Raw genomic sequence first — 18,385 nt, 5'->3', positions numbered from 1 at the left:
GGGAGAGCTGGAAATCATGATCGAATTGCAAAACTTGCAGTTGCGCCGCGATGCCCGGACGATCCTTGACGGGGTCACGCTGCGCATGAACGAGGGCGAGCACTGGGTCATTCTGGGGCGCAACGGCTCGGGCAAAACGACGCTGCTGGAAATGATGACGGGGTACCTGTTCCCGAGCTCCGGTACGGTCGACGTGCTGGGCAACCGCTTCGGCGCTTGCGACGTCCGCGAGGTGCGCAAGCAGCTCGGCTACATTAGCCAGTCGCTGATGGAAAAGCTGACGCTGGGCGATCCGGTCTGGGAGGTTGTCGCGACGGGCGCTTACGCGTTTTTGCGCTTTTATCAGGACATCCCGCAGGAGGTGCAGGACAAATCCCGCGCCATGCTGGCCGATATGGGAATCGGCCATCTCGCCGATCAGCCGCTGGGGACGCTGTCGCAGGGCGAGCGCAAAAAAGCGCTGCTTGCACGTGCGCTGATGGCCGATCCGCGCATCTTGATCATGGACGAGCCGTGCGCCGGACTCGACTTGTACGAGCGCGAGAAATTCCTGGTCGAGCTCAATCGACTGACCCGGCATCATCTGATGGCGGTGTACGTCACGCATCATATCGAGGAAATCGTCCCGATGTTCACACACGTCGCCCTCATCCACGAGGGGCGGGTAGCCGCCGCAGGTCCGAAACGCGAGGTGCTGACGCCGCAGATCCTGAGCCGCGCTTACGAGCTGCCGATCGAGGTCGAATGGGCGCACGACCGGCCTTGGATTCGCGTCGCTCTGGGGGACCCGTCCCGGTGAGCATATGGATCGGGACGGCTAACAAGGGCTACGCTTCCTATGCAATGGAAGAGCTGCGTCGCACGCTCGGGGCAATTTCCTGCCGCCAGCTGGAGCCCGGCGAGACGTTTCTTTTTGAGGCGCAGGGGGAGCGCGACACGGTATGGGAGACGATACTGGCCAACGAGCCGATCTTCCTGCGTCATGTGCAGCCGGTCGACCGCGAGCTGCCGCTCAGCGGAGACGCAGACGATCTGGAGGAGCTGACCGGCTTGATTCGGCATGCCCGCCACGTGTTCGAGGGGCGCGGAATCGCGGTTCATTTGCGCAAAATGCAAGCCAGTCCGTTCCCGTATTCGGCCGCCGACACCAAGGCGCTGCTCGATGCCGTATTGACCGAACTGGGCGGCCGGCACGCGCTACAGGACCCGGAGCTGATCCTGTCGCTGTATGCGACGACGGACCGCCTCTTGGTCGGCTGGGGCTCGCCGGAGGGCATGCTGTCCGATTGGCCGGGCGGGGCCGTGCGCTTCCAGCGCGAGGACGGCCAGATCTCGCGGGCCAAGTTCAAGCTGCTGGAGGCCGAGCGGAGCTTTGACCTGTCGCTGCAGCAGTTCGAGCAGGCGCTGGATGTGGGCGCGGCGCCGGGCGGCTGGACATCGCTGCTGCTGGAGCGGGGCCTGCGCGTCACGGCGATCGATCCGGCCGAGCTGCATCCGTCGCTGCACGGGCACCCGGGCTTGACCGTGCTGCGGCAGAATGCCTCGGAGGCGAAGCTGCAGCCGTACGCCTTCGATCTGCTCGTATGCGATATGAGCTGGAGTCCGACGCTCATGTGCAAGCTGGTGCTCGATCTGCGGGAGGCGCTGCGCAGCGGCGCGCATGCGATCGTCACCGTCAAGCTGATGCATCGCAAGCCGCTGCAGACGATTCGCGACGTGATCGGGCGGCTCGAGCAAGGCTTCGAGCTGCGCAAGGCCAAGCAGTTGTTCCACAATCGCGACGAGATTACGCTGCATTTGTGCAAGCGCGGTTGACCAAGCAGCCGGAGAGGCGTTGGAGAAGCGAAGCGTCCGACCTCCTGCTCTCCGATTTCTCCCACCATAACGCAAACAAACGGGAAAGCATCCCGAAGGAAGCTGTCGCAGCCGCGACATTTCTTTCGGGATGCTTTTTCAGTTAACCGATCCGGCGAGCATTGTCGGACGGCGACCATATCGGCAAGTTCAAAAAATCGAAGGGGGACATCATTCATGAACGAAATCCGGCTCGGAGAGGAACAGTGGGGCACGGAATTGCAGCCCGGCACGGTCATCGCCCGGCGCTACCGCATTACCGGCATCGTCGGACGGGGCGGCATGGGAGCGGTGTATGCGGCCGAAGATTTGCGCCTGCCGGGGCGGCGCTGGGCGGTCAAGCTGACGGAGAGCCCCGCCCCGGACCATGCGGCACAGGGGCGCGCCCGCGCGGAAGCTGCGGCGCGCGAGGCGCTGCGCGAAGCGCAGATGCTGATGCGCCTGAGCCATCCCTACTTGCCCGTCCTCGCGGATTGCTGCGGGCCCGATGCCGACGGGCGGATCGCGATGGTGACCGCCTATGTCGAAGGCGAGACTTTGCATGCGTACGCCGCGCGTCTCGGACGACCGCTAAAGGCGGCGGAGCTGGTGCCGATCGCGCGGCAGCTCAGCGAGGTGCTGGCGTATTTGCATCGCCAGTCTCCGGCGGTGATTCACCGCGATCTCAAGCCGGGCAACGTCATGCTCGAGCCCGGCGGACATCTCAAGCTGATCGACTTTGGCATCGCCCGCTACTACAGCGAGGAAGCGCTGACCGATACGCAGCTGCTCGGCACGCCGGGCTTTGCCGCGCCGGAGCAGGGCGGCGCGGCGCAGAGCGACGCGCGCGCCGACATCTATGGTCTGGGCGCGCTCTTATACTGGCTGGTCAGCGGGGGGCGTCATCCACGCGCGGGCGAAGCGCTGCGGGGCATGCGCTTCAGCCGGCTGCCGCGTGCGCTGACGGCGCTGCTGGAGCGGATGCTGGAGCTCGATCCGGCGCGGCGCCCCGCCTCGATGCAGGAGGTACGCGAGACGCTCCATGTCCTGTCCGCCGACCTCGTCGGCGGCGGCGCGCTCGCGTCGTTCCAGGCGGCGGAGCCGCTCGCGACGCGCACGCTGCCGGGTGCGCCGAAGCGGCTCGTGATCGCGTCGCTGGCGCCTGGCTCGGGCGCGACATTCGTCGCGCTCACGATCGCCAAGCTGCTCGCGCATCGCCGACAGCCGTTCGTGGCGCTCGAGCATCCGCTTGGCGCTGCGCAGTGGCATGCCCTGCTGCCCGAATCCCAGCGCTCTGCGGGCCGCGACCGGCAAGGCCCGCAGAGCGAGTACCCTTATCGCGGTTGGCGCGACGGCGGGTCATGGTACGCCCTGGAGCCTTCGCATGCCCGCATGGAGGAGGCGGACTCCGCCGCGTTCGAGCGGCTGGCGAGCGAGTCGGCGGCGCCGCTGGCCGTCATCGATTTGTCCGGCCGCTGGACCGATCCGGCGGTAGCGGCGCTGCTGGAGCAGGCCGAGCACTGCCTGTTCGTCGCCGACCCCTGGCCGGCGAGATGGAGGCCGCGCGCCGTCGGCAGACTGCGCGAGCTGTCGGAGGCGCGCGCCTCTCGGGGACTGCGCACCTTCTGGGCGGCCAACAAGGATCTGGCGTTCGCCGGCAGGGAGGAGTGGCTGCGCATGGTGCCGGCCGAGCTGCTGTGCGCTTTGCCGGAGCTGCCGTCGGCGCAATGGGCGGACTGCCTGTGGCGCGGGCGCTGGCTCACCGATTCCGCGCGTTGGCGCAAGCTGTACATGCGCCGATTGGAGCCGCTGTGGGCACAGATTCAGACTTGATCTCGGCAAGCGGCCCCCTCCTGTGATACAATGAGGGACATAGCATTTTCAACGAAACTCGCTGGGCCGCCAAAGCACGGCATGCTCGTTTCGCATTGCATTTAATTTGACAGGAAATGGAGTCGTATGCAGGTATGAGCTTGTTAACGGTAGATCAATTAACACATGGTTTCGGCGATCGGATTTTGTTCAAGGATGTGTCGTTCCGCTTGCTGGCCGGCGAGCATGTCGGTCTGGTCGGCGCGAACGGCACGGGCAAGTCGACGCTGATGAATATTTTGACCGGTCAGCAATTGAAGGACGAAGGCCGGGTGGAGTGGACCCCGAAGATTAAATACGGCTATCTCGATCAGCACACGAAGCTGGAGACCGGCAAGACGATCCGCGACGTTCTCAAGGATGCTTTTTTGCCCTTGCTGGAGCTGGAGCGCGAAATGAATGACATTGCGGAGCAAATGGCCGAGGCCGATTCCGACCGGCTCGAGCGGCTGCTGGAACGGATGGGCGAGATTCAGGAGGAGCTGGAGATCGGCGACTTTTACCTGGTCGATGCCAAGGTGGAGGAGATGGGCAACGGGCTCGGCCTGGCGGCAATCGGTCTCGAACGCGACGTCGCCGCGCTCAGCGGCGGACAGCGCACGAAGGTGCTGCTGGCCAAGCTGCTGCTGGAGAAGCCGACGGTGCTGCTTCTCGACGAGCCGACCAACTATTTGGACGACGAGCACATCGCTTGGCTGACCACTTATCTCAAGTCGTACCCGCATGCCTTCGTGCTCATCTCGCATGACACGAGCTTCATGAATCAGGTGGTCGACGTCATCTATCATCTCGAATTCGCCAAGCTCACGCGTTACACGGCCAATTACGAGACCTTCCTGGAGATGGCGGCGCAGAGCAAGTCACAGCATTTGGACGCCTATGAGAAGCAAAAGGACTATATCAAAAAGCAGGAGGACTTCATCCAGCGCAACAAAGCCCGGGCCTCTACCTCGGGCCGCGCAAAGAGCCGCGAGAAGCAGCTCGGGCGGCTCGAGCGGATCGACAAGCCGGAGGAGGCGGGCAAGCCCACCTTTCAATTCAAGGAAGCGCGCACCAGCGGCAAAACGATCTTCCAGGGCGAGCAGATGGAGATTGGCTACTCCCGGGCGCTGCTGCCGCCGCTCGATATGCTGATCGAACGCGGCGACAAGATCGCGATTGTCGGCTGCAACGGCGTCGGCAAATCGACGCTGCTCAAAACGATCATGGGCACCTTGTCGCCGCTTGGGGGCAAGACGTATCTGGGGGATTATTTGCATCCGGCCTACTTCGAGCAGGAGTCGAAGGCGCAGGCGCGCACGCCGCTGGACGATGTCTGGGGCGAATTCTCGTATATGGATCAGCATCAGGTCAGAGCGGCGCTGGCCAGGACCGGTCTCAAAAACGAGCATATTACGCGGAGTCTCAATCAACTCAGCGGGGGCGAGCAGGCGAAGGTGCGCCTTTGCAAGCTGATGCTTCGCGAGAGCAACTGGATTCTGTTCGATGAGCCGACGAATCATCTCGATGTGGTGGCCAAGGCCGAGCTGAAGCGGGCGCTGATGGCCTATAAGGGCACGATTGTGCTGGTCTCGCACGAACCGGAATTCTACACTGACTGGGTGACAAAGGTGTGGGACGTCGAAGCGTGGTCCGCGCAGCGAAGCGCGGCGCAATAGGACGCATCGGGCAAGGAGCTGCGTGCGCGATTGGAAGAAAGCGAAGCGTTCTGCTCGATCAGAGCAAAGGCTTCAACCGATCGACATGCGCGCGCGCTGACGGTCAACAGTCCGTATCGCGCTCACCCCGCTCATTATGAGGCTATCGGTATTCAGTACGAATCCCGCCAACGCTCATCAGCGACGCTTAGCGTACCCAAACGGACGATCTGGAATTGTAACGGTCACCAGAGACGCTTAGTGCCTCAAACAGAGCGGATATTGGCGCGCAGCCGCTTCTAAGCGTCGCGCTTGTCCGTTAGAACGGACAAGCGATGCAAATTAAGCGCTAAGCGCCTCCTGTGTCCGCTAGCGGCAGTTGGTAAATCATGCCTTGCCAGGCAGAGCGCTCAGCGCTCTGCCTTCGCTGTGTGTTGATACTTGCGCGCCGCATCGACACAGCTGCCCGAGAGAGCAAACGCGCGCCGCACCGACATGGCTGCCAAAGACGGCATACTTGCTTTGGGCCGGCATGGCCAAGCCGCGCTTGCTTGCTTTTGGGCCGCGCGTTCCATTATGATTAGCTCAGGGCGACGATCGATGATCTCGTCTGCCGGCGTTGCATAATGCGTTGGCTGCATCTGCGATACGGAGCGCAATTGGCGTCACCGTGCAGTGTCTAATTTTACGGCTGTCTGCGGACGGTCTGCCGAAAAAGGTGAGCGACATGGAACAAAAAGAACAGCAAGAACGACTGCTCGTCGTTGAGGATGAAGATAGTATTGCACGTATTCTGCAACTGGAGCTCGAGCACGAGGGCTATGAGGTCGGTCGTGCCGAGAGCGGGCGCATGGGACTGGAAATGGCCATGACCGGCGAATGGGATCTGTTGTTGCTGGACGTGATGCTTCCCGAGCTTAACGGTATTGAGGTGCTGCGCAGGCTGCGCAACGCCGGCAACCCGGTGCCGATTATTTTGCTGACTGCGCGCGATACCGTGCCGGATAAGGTAAGCGGCTTTGAGCACGGGGCCAACGATTATATTACCAAGCCGTTTGCGATGGAAGAATTGCTTGCGCGCGTCCGCAATCTGCTGCGTATTTTTCAGCAGAAGAAGAAGAACGCAGACGGAGCCGATCTGCTGCGCGTTGCAGATCTGACTATCGAGCTGCGCACCCGCAAGGTGACGCGCAAAGAGGTGTCGATCGAATTGACGCCGCGCGAATTCGAGTTGCTGGTTTATTTGGCGGAGCACAAAAATCAGGAGAAATCCCGCGAGGAAATCCTCTCCGAGGTGTGGGGCTACGACTTTATTGGAGAAACGAATCTAGTCGATGTGTACATTCGTTATTTGCGTCAAAAAATCGATAAAGGCTTCCGCCACAAGCTGATTCATACTGTGCGGGGGGTCGGCTATATGCTCAAGGAGCCGGAATGATGACACTCCGCAAGCGGTTTACTTTATTTACAATTTTTTGGTTAATTTTCATCCTTATTTTATTCAACATTTTTGTCTATTTCTTCGTCATTAAGATTACGACGCGCAGCGAGCAGCAGCTGCTGGAAAACAAAGTGGACCTGCTGCTCGAGAACAAGAAGGTGCAGGAGGCGCGATCGCTTGATGACCCCAAGCTGCTAAGCGAATTTTACAACATCAACGAGGTCATTCGCATCGTCGGGACGACAGGGGTCGTGCTCAACCAGGTCGGCTCAGATCCCGAGCTGCTGGAGATACCGGTCGAATTCAGCTGGAGCCGCGACACCGACATTATCAATTACGCGGGCAAGCGGGTTATTTATTTGCGGGTGCCCATCTACGATGACATGAATGTCATTGGAATGCTGGAGATTACCCGCAAGCTGAATCTGCTGGACAGCTACCTTCAGGTGCTCGTGGGTGCGCTGGCGGTCACGAGCGTCGGCGCGATTCTGTTCGCGATCTTCGGGACGTACTGGTTCACCTCACGGCTGACCGCGCCGATCCAGCACATGGTCCAGACCATGCGGGAGATCGACCGCAGCGGTAAGCTGAGGCAGATCGAGCTGGACGGCAAGGAGGAGTCGGCGGAGCTGCAACAGCTGATTCGCGCCTTCAACCAGATGATTGCCAGGCTCGATCGCACCTTTGAGCGACAGAAGCAGTTCGTCGCCGACGCCTCGCATGAACTGAAGACGCCGCTGACGGTCATCAGCAGCTACGCGGGCATGCTCAGGCGCTGGGGACGAGACGACGCCAAGGTGCGGGACGAGGCGGTGGAGGCGATCTCCAACGAAGCGCAGCGCTTGCAAAATCTGACCAAGTCGATGCTGACACTGGCCGAAGCCGAACAGGAGGACTGGCTGCGGCTGGGCACGTTCGATGTCGTCAAGATGATCGACGAGTTGGCCGCGATGATGCACAATACGTTCGGGCGGGTCGTGCGTGTACGCTCCGAGTCGGGCGGAGCGAGCATGACTGCGGACAAGGACAAGGTCCGGCAGCTGCTGGTCATTCTCGTGGATAACGCGATCAAGTACAGCAAGGAGCCGATTGATATTACGGTGCAGTCCGGCAAGAATGCCATTCGAATCGAGGTAGCGGATAAAGGCATGGGCATTCCGGAGAAGGAAATTCCGTATTTGTTCGAGCGTTTCTATCGGGTTGACGGCGCGCGGACCCGTTCGACGGGAGGCGTCGGGCTGGGGCTGTCGATCGCCAAGCGGATCGTCGAGCTGCACGAGGGCAAGATCGAGGTGTTCAGCAAGCTCCAGCAGGGCACGACCATCGCGCTGCAGTTCCCGAAGCAGCGCCGGCTGGAATCTTCGCTGGATTAGAACCAAAACAACCATTGATCGGCGGCTAGGCCGGATCAATGGTTGTACAGACAGCCAGTGTATGTACCGCGTCTTAAATGACGCGGCGTGCGGTGACGTAATTTTTCTTCCAATAAGAGGCGTTGAGACTGGAATAGCGGACGCCGCCTGTTCCGTAAGTGTGCAGAAGGCGTCCGTTCCCTGCATAAATGGCGACATGTCCTACGCCACTTCCCCGGGACGGAACGGAGAAAAAGACAAGATCGCCTTTTTTCAGATTGGACTTGGATACGTACGCGCCTTTTTTGGATTGCGCTTTGGATGTGCGCGGCAATGAGATGCCGTTGCGCTTATATACATATTGGGTGAAGGACGAGCAGTCAAAGGCATAGGTTACGCCCGACGGCGCGCCGAATTTATAGCGTACGCCCAAATATTTTTCCCCTGTATTAATAATGTTGTTGGCTTTGGTAACGGATGCGGATGCCGCGCTTGCGACGGGGGCTTGTTCGACAGCGCTGGCCGCAGACATGCTGACGACTGCGACTAGACCGGCAATGATGACTTTACGAATGAGTCTGGTCATAAACAATGGCACTTACCTCCATAAAATAAATTGTTTGTTCTTTTCTGGCTGCGAAAACAGTATAACACTTTATTGATTTCCTTAAATTGACAAAAAGAATTAATAACTGGGTTCGCCAAAGGTTGCACTTTATTTATTAAAATTTAATGAGAAATTTCTCATCATAAGCGGGGGGGGGGGATGACGATGACCTATCGCGTAGCAGCCGTACAGTACGATCTGACCGATATCGAGGCGTTTTCCGACTTTGAATCACAGGTCCGGCATTACGTGCGCAACGCTAGTGAATACGAGGTGCAGTTTGTGCTGTTCCCGGAATTTTTGACGACGCAGCTGTTGTCGATCGGGACGCGAGGCGGCGCAGGAGAAGGCCTTCCGATCGAGCGGCTGCCCGAATTCACAGATGCGTACGAGGCGCTGTTCCGTGCGCTTGCCTCCGAGTATGGCGTCCATATCGTAGCCGGAACCCATGTGCGCCGCGAGGCGGGCAAGCTTCGCAATACGGCGTATCTGTTCTATCCGGACGGCACGATCGCTCGTCAGGCCAAGCTGCATCTGACGCCGACGGAGGTCAGCGAGTGGGGGATGTCGCCGGGCGAAGGACTGGAGGTATTCCAGACTCCGTATGGCACGATTGCGCTGCTTACCTGCTACGACATTGAATTTCCGGAGATTGTGCGGATGGCGAGGGCCAGGGGGGCGGATGTCATCTTCTGTCCCTCCTGCACCGACGATCGGCATGGCTATCACCGCGTGCGCTATTGCTGCCATGCGCGCGCGGTCGAGAATCAGGTGTACATCGTGACGACCGGCACGGTGGGCTCGCTGCGCAGCGTCGATTTTATGCGCGCCAACTACGGACAGGCGGCCATCATCTCGCCCAATGACATCCCCTTCCCGCCGGCAGGACTGCTGGCCGAGGGCGTAATCAATCAGCCGATGCTGGTCGCGGCTGATCTCGACGTAGGCCTGTTGGAGCGGGTGCGGCAGAGCGGCGCGGTGACGACGTGGCGCGACCGGCGGATCGACCTGTATCCCGACTGGCGGCCCGGCGCCAAGCAGGGGGACTGAGGGCTCATGCACAAGTCGTTCATCATCCTTGGCGAGCAGACCGCGCAGCGCGCCGCCATTCGCCGTTACGGCCCGGACGATTTCGAGGGGCTGATCGATATTCAGCGCCAGAGCTTCCCGCCGCCTTTCCCGCCCGAGCTGTGGTGGAACGAAGCGCAGCTGCGCGAGCATGTCGGCCGCTTCCAGGAGGGCGCGCTCTGTGCGGAGATCGACGGGAGGCTGGCGGGCTCGATGACGGCGCTCCGGGTCGGCGAGAATCAACTGGCGGGCGGGCACACCTGGGCGGCCATCACTGACGACGGCTACATTCGCAATCATGATCCGCAGGGCCAAGTGCTGTACGTTGTCGATATCTGTGTCGCCCCGGCCTATCGCGCGACCGGGATCGGCAAATGGCTGATGCAGTCGATGTACGAGGTGGTCGTCCATCTGGGCCTTTCGCGTCTCGTGGGCGGCGGGCGCATGCCCAATTATCATCGGCATGCGGCAACGCTCTCTCCGGACGCCTACGTGGAGCGCGTCATCCGAGGCGAGCTGCGCGATCCGGTGTTGTCTTTTTTGCTGCGCTGCGGCCGCATGCCGGCCGGCACGGTGCGCGGCTATTTGGAGGACGAGGAGTCCTGCGACTGTGCCGCGCTGATGGAATGGCGCAATCCATTTTTCATTTGACAAAGAGAGGAAGTCCTGAGCATGAAAGCCCATCGTATCGTATCGATTCAAGATCCGCGTTTTGAAGAGCTGCATCGGCTGATGCAGGAGGTATTCCCTCCCGAGGAGGTGCTGGAAGCCGGCTTGTGGGAAGCGCCGCTCCAGGACCCGGGCATTCACGTCGTCGTGGCGATCCATGATGACGAGGTGGTCGGTGCGACCGAGTACCGTTATTATGCCGCGCTGCGCGTCGCGATGACTGACTTCACGATCGTCGGTCGGCCCGGTCTGGGGATCGGACGGTTCCTGCTGAAGTATCGCGAACGCGCGATTCGCGAGCTGGCGAAGGCGTCGGGCAGCGAGCCGATCGGCATGTTCGCGGAGGTGTACAATCCGTACGCCACCGACCATGGCTTCGGCGGCGTGACGCCGATGAATCCGTACGTGCGGCGCGAGGTACTGTCGCATATCGGGTACAAGCGGCTCGATCTGACCTATGTGCACCCGTCCTGGGATCATCAGGGCCTGGCGGTCGAAGGGCTGGATCTGTGCTTCCTGCCGTCCGACGACGGGCTCGATCAAATACCGGCCGGGCTCGTCCATCACTTCCTGCAGACGTACTATACGGCGCTGCCGAACAAGCCGCGTGCGTGGGACGACATGATGGCCGGTCTCCAAGGCCAGGAGGCTGTAGGTCTGCTGCCGCTATGAGCGAGCGCGCCACGACGCATCTCACCCTGCTCGGCACGGGAGACGCCATGGGCGTGCCGCGGGTCTATTGCGACTGCGAGGTCTGTACGGAGGCGCGTGCGAGCGGCCGCAACCGGAGGCTGCGCGCCTCGCTTCACATCGATGATCCTGGGAGCGGGCATACATTGATTGATTGCGGTCCGGACTGGGGGCGGCAGATGGCCGCGGCCGGACTGCGGACGGTGGACCGCATTCTGGTGACGCATGCGCATTTTGATCATATCGGGGGGCTGGTGGAGTGGGCGGATGCGTGCCGCTGGTTAGGCCGCGCGGGGCAATGCTACGCGCCTGCGCGCACAATCGCTCAGATTCGCGGCCAGTTCCCCTGGCTGGACCGTCACTTGGAGCTGGTCCCTTGCGACGACGGGCTCGTGCTCGGCGACTGGGACGTGCGGTGCTGGCTCGTCAATCACGGCAAAAACGGGATTTCGCATGCGTTTCGGTTCGATCGCCAGGACGGATTCAGCTGGGCCTACTGCTCGGATGCGATCGGATTGACGCCTGGCCAGCTGGAGCCGCTGCGCGGGCTCGATTTGCTGGTTCTCGGCACGAGCTTTTACAAGGAACCGTTCCCGCTCGCGACGCGGTCGGTCTACGATGTGTGCGAAGCGCTGGAGCTGCTGAAGGAGCTAGTGCCCAAGCGCACAGTCTTTACGCACCTTTCGCATGATCTGGACTTGTGCCGCGACTACGGCCTGCCGGCGCACGCGTCGTTCGGCGAGAGCGGCCTGTGCATCGAGGTGTAGGGTCGAGATGAGCGAAGGCGAGACGGCTCGCGTCGACCGCTGAAGGCGAAGCAAAAAAAGACGCTTGCAGGCGAATCGCGGCCTGCCAGCGTCTTTTTGGTGATCGATCTAGGCGTCAGGCGTTGCCGTCGCTGTCGGCGCCGCCGGAGCGATAGGCGAGCCAGCCGCGCACCTGTGCGCCATGATCGACGCCCAGGTGACGGATGTGAAACACGGCGGGCAACATGCCGGATGCGACGGCTACATGGACGGTCGCTAGCGAGCGCCCTTCCTGAAGCGGTGTCTGCGACAGGCGATGCCACTGCACGCGTCTGCGAGGGACAAGCACACGATGACGGCTCAAGCTGCCGTAGCGCAGCGCCAACTGCTGGGCGTCGTCCACGACGGTCCACGCGCCGAGGCGGTAGCGCATCCAGCCCTCCAGCAGCGTCAAGAGCGGCAGGATTGCGCTAAGCCAGCTGTAAGGAGCGGGCGCCCAAATGATAATGGCTGCTGCGGCAAGCGAGGCAGCGGCGGTCGGCACGGCGACGTAGCTGCGCAGCGCTCGGCGCGGCAACGGATTCCATTGCTGCGGCAGTCGATAAGCCGGGGCGAATTGCTGCAAAAATCGGGCCAGCTCGCTTTCTTTGACCAACGGAAAAAGCATGGCGGCCTGGCCCTCCTTGCCGGAATAGCCGGCAGTGACGACTTGGACGGTGACGAGTCCCAGCGGCCGGCGCAGCAGATTGTCGACGAGGTGGACCGCCTGAATGCGCTGCAGCGGTACAGTCACCTGCTTGCGCTCGAGCAAGCCGCGCCGAATGGTGAGACGCTCGTCTCTCAGCTCGATCGTGAAGCCGTAGTCCCGGATGATCGTGCCGGCCGCGGCCAGCAGCCAGGCGGCGGCCAGCAGCATCAGTCCGAGCCAAGTCCATCCGGCCGCGCTGCCGAGCAAGAGGATCGTGTCCCAGACATCGAAGGTCTGCTCCAGCCAATCGTCGAGCTGCGAATAGGCGGCGCCCAGCAGCGCCAGCACGACGCCGATCCGACCTGAGGTTGCGCTGTAGAGCAGCAGCTGTGGCAGGGACAGCCGGAGCGATGCCGCGGCCCGGTCCGGCGAGGCGTCTGTGTCAGACCGGGCCGCGGCGTCAAGCTCAGGCTGTTCGTCGGCTGCCGGAGCGGAATCCGCTTCGTTGGACGAGGCCGTCAGTCCCAGGGCATCGCGTATTTCGGCTGCTGCCGCGAGCGTGATGCCGCTCAGCTCGATCTCGGGTTTCTTTCCGCCGGCGGTCTCTACCTGCAGCTTCACCAGCCCGAACAGGCGATGCAGCACGCCGGCCGAATCGTCGACCGACTGGACGCGGTCCATGGTAAGCCACAGCTTTTTGCGGACGAATACGCCTTGCTCCACGCGCAACCCGCCGGTCGTCGGCACATAGACGAATCGGTACCACTGCAGCCAGGCGACGACGAGCAGCAGCGCGGCCAGTCCGCCGCCGCCGCCGATGATCCACTTCAGACTGACCTCGCCGCGCAGCAGGGTCGATACGACGAACACGAGCAGCGGATACAGCAAGTCCTTGATTGCCTTGCCGATAAAGAAAACGACGGACAGCGGATGCATCCGGCGCGCATGCGACGTCTTATCCATCACAGCTCCTCCTCGGACAGGATGGCCAGTCGTGCAATGCGGCTGCGGATCTCGTCGGCTGTGCGCTCGGTCAGCGCGGGTATCTCGTGACTGCCGGCCGCGGTCGAGAAGGTTACGGTCGCCAGGCCGTAACGCTTGAGAATCGGACCTTGCTTCGTGTCGACATGTTGCACGCGCACCATCGGGATGGTCGTGCGCTTCAAGACGATGATGCCATGGCGCAGCTCGATTTGCTCGTCGTCTACGGCATAGCGCCATTGGCGGTATTTGACGGCGGGGAGGACGGCAATCTCGAGAGTGGCGCCCGCGCCGGCGAGCAGGACGGCCGTAATCCAGACCCAGATCGGCCAATCCAGACGTACCGTCAGCCAGATCAGCACGGCGACAGCAATGCTGTAGCAGACGGCCGAGAGCATACCGGATACGCGCCAGGCCTTGAGCGCGCCAGGGTCGATTTTTTGACTGGGCTTATCCATATCCACGGGTTGCATCCTCCTCAGACTAGGGTTGTCGCGTCCGCTGCGGGCCTCAATCGTGCGTCTCAATGACGAGCAGTAGACCCGCGCGTACGGCAATCGAGCCGCGCTCGCCCTCCAGCACATTGCTGATGCCCAGCGACTGGCCAAGTGCGAGCTCCGCCTCGCGCAGCGGGTAGCGGAAGCCCTCGAGCGTGATGCCCGCGACACGCTCGCTCAAGGGGAGCAGCGACACATGGGTATAGGCGCTGCGCTCGAGCTGCAGCTGCTGCGTCACCAGTCGCACGCGATTGTGGGCGTCGACGATCGAGGCTTCGACGCCGCTGCGGCGGGCCAGCTCCAGCAGGTGAAGATTGGCGAGCGAATGGTCGAGCCGGGTGCCGAGCGCCCCGACGAGCACGAGCTCGCGCGGGCGCTCCTGCAGCGCGCGTCGAACGGCGAGCTCGGTGTCGGTATAGTCCTTGTCCACCGGATCGCAGTCGGCTGTCTCGCGCGCTGCGGCGCGGATGGCTGCCAGCTCGGCGGCGCTGACCGAATCGAAGTCGCCGATCGCGAGGTCCGGCGCGTAGCCGTGCTCGACGAGGTAGCGCGCGCCGCGGTCGGCGCCGATCAGGCGGTCGCCCGGACGAATCAGCGCGCGCGCCCAGTCGCCGAGCGCGCCGCCGCTGAAAATGAGTGTGCGTGGGTTCATATTCGAATCCTTCCTCGCTTACAAGAATCGAAGGCTTGCGCCAATAGTCCATTATAGCGCGAAGCGGCGTCAATGAATAGGGGCGACAACGGGCCGCCTGAATGACGCCTGTCCGGCGGCCCGAATCCCTGTGGTGTTGTCTCCTGTGTTATGCTATTGTGAATATTGGCTTCGACAAGCGAGGACATCTGCCGCGGGCACGCCGGACCGGTCCGGACGGCGCTGCTCCGAATGACGGAGGAAAGGGTAGCAATGGATCTGGATATTTTCAGTTGGTTCAGCATCATCGGCACGGTCGCCTTTGCGGTGAGCGGCGCGATTGTGGCGATGGAGGAAGAGTATGACATTTTGGGCGTGTTTATTCTCGGCCTGGTGACCGCCTTTGGCGGCGGGGTCGTGCGCAACGCGCTGATCGGCATGCCCATTACGACGCTATGGAGTCAGGGGCTTTTCCTCAAAACGGCAATTATCGCCGTTTTGATTGCGTTTTTGCTGCCCGTCGGCTGGATTCAGCGCTGGCGGCGCGGCGAAGCGCTGTTCGATGCGATCGGCTTGTCCGCCTTTGCCATCCAGGGCGCGCTGGCCGCGACGAGCATGGGCGTGCCGCTGAGCGCGGTGATCGTCGCCGCGGTATTGACGGGGATCGGCGGGGGCATGATCCGCGATCTGCTGGCCGGGCGCAAGCCGCTCGTGCTGCGCGACGAGATCTACGCCGTATGGGCGATGGCGGCCGGGGCAGCGATCGGCCTCGGCTGGGCGTCGACGACGCTGCAGCTGCTCGTTTTGTTTACACTGGTCATTATTTTCCGCATGATGTCGGTGCACTATAAGTGGAAGCTGCCGCGCCGTTCCTTGACGGGGAGCGCTGCGGCCGCTCCCCGCGAGCGGCGCGCCAGGTGGCGCGGCAAGCGACGCGGCAAATGATAAGAAAGGAAGTGTGCAATTATGGAAAAGCTGAAGGTGCTGTTTGTATGCCTGGGCAATATCTGCCGTTCGCCGATGGCGGAGGCGGTGCTGCGGGCCCGGATCGCGCAGGAAGGGCTGGAGGAGCGGATTGCCGTCGATTCGGCGGGCACCGGCGACTGGCATATCGGCAAGCCGCCGCATGAGGGGACGCAAAAAATTCTCGCCGGCAGCGGCATCGGCTGCGCCGGCATGAAGGCCCGCCGCATGCGCAGCGAGGATTACGCCGAATTCGATTATATCGTGTGCATGGACAGCAGCAACGCACGCGACATCCGCCAGTGGCTGCCGAAGGAAGGTCCCGGCAAGGCGCGCGTGCTGCAATTCATGGAGCTGCTGCCGGAGCGGGGCTTCGCCGATGTGCCCGATCCCTACTTCACCGGCGACTTCGGAGAGGTGTACGAGCTGGTGGAGGCGGGCTGCCGCCGCCTGCTGGATCGACTGCGCCACGAACTGGGCGACACGGAGCAAGCGCAGCGCTAGAGCGGCAGGCAAATCTCGATCGGCAATCTTCATGCCCCGGTGCCGCCGCGGATGGAGCTCTGGTCGACGTCGGAGCAAGGCGGGCTCGCGACCGATCGCGGAAGCGCGCGTCAGCCCAGCGCCTCGCGGGCGAACCAGGCCAGCGCCGCGGGCAGCTCCCGCTGCCAAAAGCCCCACTGGTGCTTGCCGTCCTTCTCCTCGTAGTGGAGCTGCGCGCCGCGCTTCTCCAGCACGGCCTTCATGTCGCGGTTGAGGGCGACGAAGTCGAAGGTCCCGGTATCGGTCTCGAAGGCGGTCTCCTGCAAGCCGACGATCATATAGGCCTTGAGCCAGTCCAGCCGCTCGTCCGAAGCGGCGGCGAGCCGGCGGGATGCGGGGTAATAGGCGCCCGACATCGACAATACATAGCGGAAGCGGCGCGGATAGGCGAGCGCGATATGAAGGCTGACGGTGCCGCCGAGCGAGTCGCCGGCCAGCAGGATCTGATCGGCTTCGCCGCGCACCGTGTAGCGGGAAGCGACGTAGGGCATCATTTCCTCGACAAAAAAGCGCACGTACGCTTCATGACGATCCCCGTCCGGCGTGTATTCGGCAGTGCGCTTGGATTTGTCGACGTCGACGCCGACGACCAGCACCGGCTCCATCTCATCGTCGAGAATCATTTTTTGCACTTGCGTGGCGATCCGCCCAAAGTTGAAGAAATCTTCGCCATCCTGGCAATAGATGACGGGATAGCTGACGACCTGATTGTAGCCCGGCGGCAAATAGACGCGCAGCGCGCGCTCGCCCTCGGGCAGATGCTCGGAAGGGACGACCTCCTTGTTGATTGTGCGTCTCGTATAATTGGCGTCGCTCATCGTTTTCTCCTTTCGTCTGCATGGATTGGACGAACTGTGGGTAAACAATAGGGAGGAAAAGGCTGGCGTGGCAACGTTTTCGCGCTGTTTGTACCATCCTGTTATACATAATTTGATTCCCTGTATCAACTACAATCGATGTGAAAAAGATCTGAAAATGTAAGGAAAAACAAAGCTTTTCACGATTTTTGTTTTGACCAAAATCGGTAAACAGGTTTATAATAATTCTATAACAGTGGAATTGGAATTTCAAATATCTTACTCGAGGTGAACGTTCATGAGCAAGCTTCCTTACGAGGTCCAGACCGAGCCGGTCACGCCGCTCTCGATTCTGTCTCCAGAAGGCGAGATCGTCAACGAAGAGGCCATGCCCGATCTGAGCGACGATCAATTGAAAGAAATCATGTACCGCATGGTGTTCACGCGCACATGGGACGAGCGTGCCGTCAATCTCGGCCGTCAAGGCCGTCTCGGCTTCTACGCGCCGGTCTCCGGACAAGAAGGGTCGATGGTCGGCAGCGAGTACGCGCTGAACAAGGAAGACTTCATCTGCCCGGGCTATCGCGACATGCCGCAGATCGTCTGGCATGGACTGCCGCTCTATCAGGCTTTCCTGTATTCGCGCGGCCATCAGCACGGCGGCGAGATTCCAGAGGACGTGAACGTGTTGATGCCGCAGATTATTATCGGCGCGCAGATTTTGCATGCGACCGGGATCGGCATGGCCTTCAAGAAAAAAGATGAAAAACGCGTCGTCATTACGTACACCGGCGACGGCGGTTCCTCAGAAGGCGATTTTTACGAAGGAATGAACTTTGCCGGAGCGTTCAAGCTGCCGGTCATCTACGCGGTGCAAAACAACGGCTACGCCATCACGACGCCGTTCGCCAAGCAGACGGCTGCCGAGTCGATCGCGCACAAGGCCTTGGCGGCGGGCATCAAGGGCGTGCAGGTCGACGGCATGGACGTGCTGGCAGTGTACAAAGCCGTGTCCGACGCAGCTGAGCGCGGCCGCAACGGCGAGGGCGCGACGCTGATCGAGATTTTGACGTACCGTTTCCGTCCGCACTCGATGTCGGACGATACATCCAAGTACCGCACGAAGGACGAGGAGCAAGAATGGGCCGAGAAGGATCCGCTCGTTCGATTCGGCAAGTTTTTGGAGAAAAAGGGGCTGTGGTCGGAGGAAGATACGGCTCGTGTGAAGGACGAGGCCAAGGCGAAGGTGAACGAGGAGATCAAAAAGGCGGAAGCGACCGAAAAAATGACGATTCCCGGCCTGATCGACACGATGTTCGAGACGACGCCGCAGCATCTGGAAGAGCAAAAAGCCGATTTCGAATAAGGAG

At 61.5% G+C, this 18,385-nt stretch carries 18 protein-coding genes; 13 read left to right on the top strand and 5 right to left on the bottom strand.

Annotation, left to right across the window (positions count from 1 at the left end; all coding sequences use genetic code 11):
- Nucleotides 1–16 precede the first annotated feature (16 nt).
- The 6 genes from IDH44_RS22440 (at nucleotide 17) to IDH44_RS22415 (ending at nucleotide 8,156) form a co-directional block, all read left to right on the top strand.
- Nucleotides 17–799, top strand: a complete 783-nt coding sequence (locus IDH44_RS22440; RefSeq protein WP_190921067.1) for an ABC transporter ATP-binding protein — start codon at nucleotides 17–19, stop codon at nucleotides 797–799.
- The gene (locus tag IDH44_RS22435; protein WP_190921066.1) at nucleotides 796–1,815 is read left to right on the top strand and encodes an SAM-dependent methyltransferase; all 1,020 of its coding nucleotides are present in this window, start codon (nucleotides 796–798) and stop codon (nucleotides 1,813–1,815) included. The genes IDH44_RS22440 and IDH44_RS22435 overlap by 4 nt, the downstream gene beginning before the upstream one ends.
- Nucleotides 1,816–2,031: 216 nt before the next feature.
- Nucleotides 2,032–3,666, top strand: coding sequence for a serine/threonine-protein kinase (locus IDH44_RS22430; RefSeq protein ID WP_190921065.1), 1,635 nt, complete (start codon nucleotides 2,032–2,034; stop codon nucleotides 3,664–3,666).
- 134 nt (nucleotides 3,667–3,800) lie between these two features.
- Nucleotides 3,801–5,363 (top strand): ABC-F family ATP-binding cassette domain-containing protein, encoded by a 1,563-nt coding sequence (locus tag IDH44_RS22425; protein ID WP_190921064.1) that lies wholly within the window; start codon nucleotides 3,801–3,803, stop codon nucleotides 5,361–5,363.
- 706 nt (nucleotides 5,364–6,069) lie between these two features.
- A complete protein-coding gene (locus tag IDH44_RS22420; protein ID WP_190921063.1) occupies nucleotides 6,070–6,780 on the top strand; it encodes a response regulator transcription factor in 711 nt (236 codons plus the stop codon).
- Nucleotides 6,780–8,156, top strand: coding sequence for a HAMP domain-containing sensor histidine kinase (locus tag IDH44_RS22415; protein WP_190921062.1), 1,377 nt, complete (start codon nucleotides 6,780–6,782; stop codon nucleotides 8,154–8,156). Before IDH44_RS22420 ends, IDH44_RS22415 begins: the two co-directional genes overlap by 1 nt.
- A gap of 73 nt (nucleotides 8,157–8,229) precedes the next feature.
- Here the strand turns inward: IDH44_RS22415 and IDH44_RS22410 are convergent, their stop codons facing one another.
- A complete protein-coding gene (locus tag IDH44_RS22410) occupies nucleotides 8,230–8,727 on the bottom strand; it encodes a C40 family peptidase (protein WP_190921061.1) in 498 nt (165 codons plus the stop codon).
- 180 nt (nucleotides 8,728–8,907) lie between these two features.
- Here IDH44_RS22410 and IDH44_RS22405 point away from each other — a divergent pair, with 180 nt between their 5' ends.
- From IDH44_RS22405 to IDH44_RS22390, 4 genes are read left to right on the top strand one after another with little or no spacing between them, the layout of a single operon-like run.
- Nucleotides 8,908–9,792 carry a carbon-nitrogen hydrolase family protein gene (locus IDH44_RS22405; RefSeq protein WP_190921060.1) on the top strand — a complete coding sequence of 295 codons (885 nt, stop codon included), beginning with the start codon at nucleotides 8,908–8,910 and terminating at the stop codon, nucleotides 9,790–9,792.
- Nucleotides 9,793–9,798: 6 nt separating this feature from the next.
- A complete protein-coding gene (locus tag IDH44_RS22400; protein WP_190921059.1) occupies nucleotides 9,799–10,461 on the top strand; it encodes a GNAT family N-acetyltransferase in 663 nt (220 codons plus the stop codon).
- Between the two features lie 21 nt (nucleotides 10,462–10,482).
- Complete coding sequence (locus tag IDH44_RS22395) at nucleotides 10,483–11,151, top strand: GNAT family N-acetyltransferase (RefSeq protein WP_190921058.1); 669 nt, start codon at nucleotides 10,483–10,485, stop codon at nucleotides 11,149–11,151.
- On the top strand, nucleotides 11,148–11,936 hold the full coding sequence (locus tag IDH44_RS22390) for an MBL fold metallo-hydrolase (RefSeq protein WP_190921057.1): 789 nt from the start codon (nucleotides 11,148–11,150) through the stop codon (nucleotides 11,934–11,936). The genes IDH44_RS22395 and IDH44_RS22390 overlap by 4 nt, the downstream gene beginning before the upstream one ends.
- A gap of 115 nt (nucleotides 11,937–12,051) precedes the next feature.
- On the opposite strand, the gene IDH44_RS22385 is transcribed toward IDH44_RS22390, so the two are convergent.
- From IDH44_RS22385 to IDH44_RS22375, 3 genes are read right to left on the bottom strand one after another with little or no spacing between them, the layout of a single operon-like run.
- Entirely contained in the window at nucleotides 12,052–13,566 is a 1,515-nt protein-coding gene (locus tag IDH44_RS22385; RefSeq protein ID WP_190921056.1) for a PH domain-containing protein, read from the bottom strand.
- Nucleotides 13,566–14,042 carry a PH domain-containing protein gene (locus IDH44_RS22380; RefSeq protein WP_190921088.1) on the bottom strand — a complete coding sequence of 159 codons (477 nt, stop codon included), beginning with the start codon at nucleotides 14,040–14,042 and terminating at the stop codon, nucleotides 13,566–13,568. Before IDH44_RS22380 ends, IDH44_RS22385 begins: the two co-directional genes overlap by 1 nt.
- 52 nt (nucleotides 14,043–14,094) lie before the next feature.
- Entirely contained in the window at nucleotides 14,095–14,733 is a 639-nt protein-coding gene (locus IDH44_RS22375; protein ID WP_190921055.1) for a thiamine diphosphokinase, read from the bottom strand.
- Nucleotides 14,734–14,985: 252 nt separating this feature from the next.
- On the opposite strand from IDH44_RS22375, the gene IDH44_RS22370 reads away from it, so the two are divergent.
- Together IDH44_RS22370 and IDH44_RS22365 are read left to right on the top strand one after the other, a co-directional pair.
- Nucleotides 14,986–15,657 carry a trimeric intracellular cation channel family protein gene (locus IDH44_RS22370; RefSeq protein WP_190921054.1) on the top strand — a complete coding sequence of 224 codons (672 nt, stop codon included), beginning with the start codon at nucleotides 14,986–14,988 and terminating at the stop codon, nucleotides 15,655–15,657.
- A 21-nt stretch (nucleotides 15,658–15,678) separates the two neighbouring features.
- Nucleotides 15,679–16,179: a low molecular weight protein-tyrosine-phosphatase gene (locus IDH44_RS22365; RefSeq protein ID WP_190921053.1), complete on the top strand. Its 501-nt coding sequence runs from the start codon at nucleotides 15,679–15,681 to the stop codon at nucleotides 16,177–16,179.
- A gap of 110 nt (nucleotides 16,180–16,289) precedes the next feature.
- On the opposite strand, the gene IDH44_RS22360 is transcribed toward IDH44_RS22365, so the two are convergent.
- Nucleotides 16,290–17,036 carry an alpha/beta hydrolase gene (locus IDH44_RS22360; RefSeq protein WP_190921052.1) on the bottom strand — a complete coding sequence of 249 codons (747 nt, stop codon included), beginning with the start codon at nucleotides 17,034–17,036 and terminating at the stop codon, nucleotides 16,290–16,292.
- A 277-nt stretch (nucleotides 17,037–17,313) separates the two neighbouring features.
- Here IDH44_RS22360 and pdhA point away from each other — a divergent pair, with 277 nt between their 5' ends.
- Nucleotides 17,314–18,381, top strand: coding sequence for a pyruvate dehydrogenase (acetyl-transferring) E1 component subunit alpha (gene pdhA, locus IDH44_RS22355; protein WP_190921051.1), 1,068 nt, complete (start codon nucleotides 17,314–17,316; stop codon nucleotides 18,379–18,381).
- Nucleotides 18,382–18,385: the final 4 nt, after the last annotated feature.

It is taken from the genome of Paenibacillus sabuli, assembly GCF_014705605.1.
Taxonomy (GTDB): domain Bacteria; phylum Bacillota; class Bacilli; order Paenibacillales; family Paenibacillaceae; genus Paenibacillus_D; species Paenibacillus_D sabuli.
This window is presented reverse-complemented; position numbering and strand designations above follow the sequence as displayed.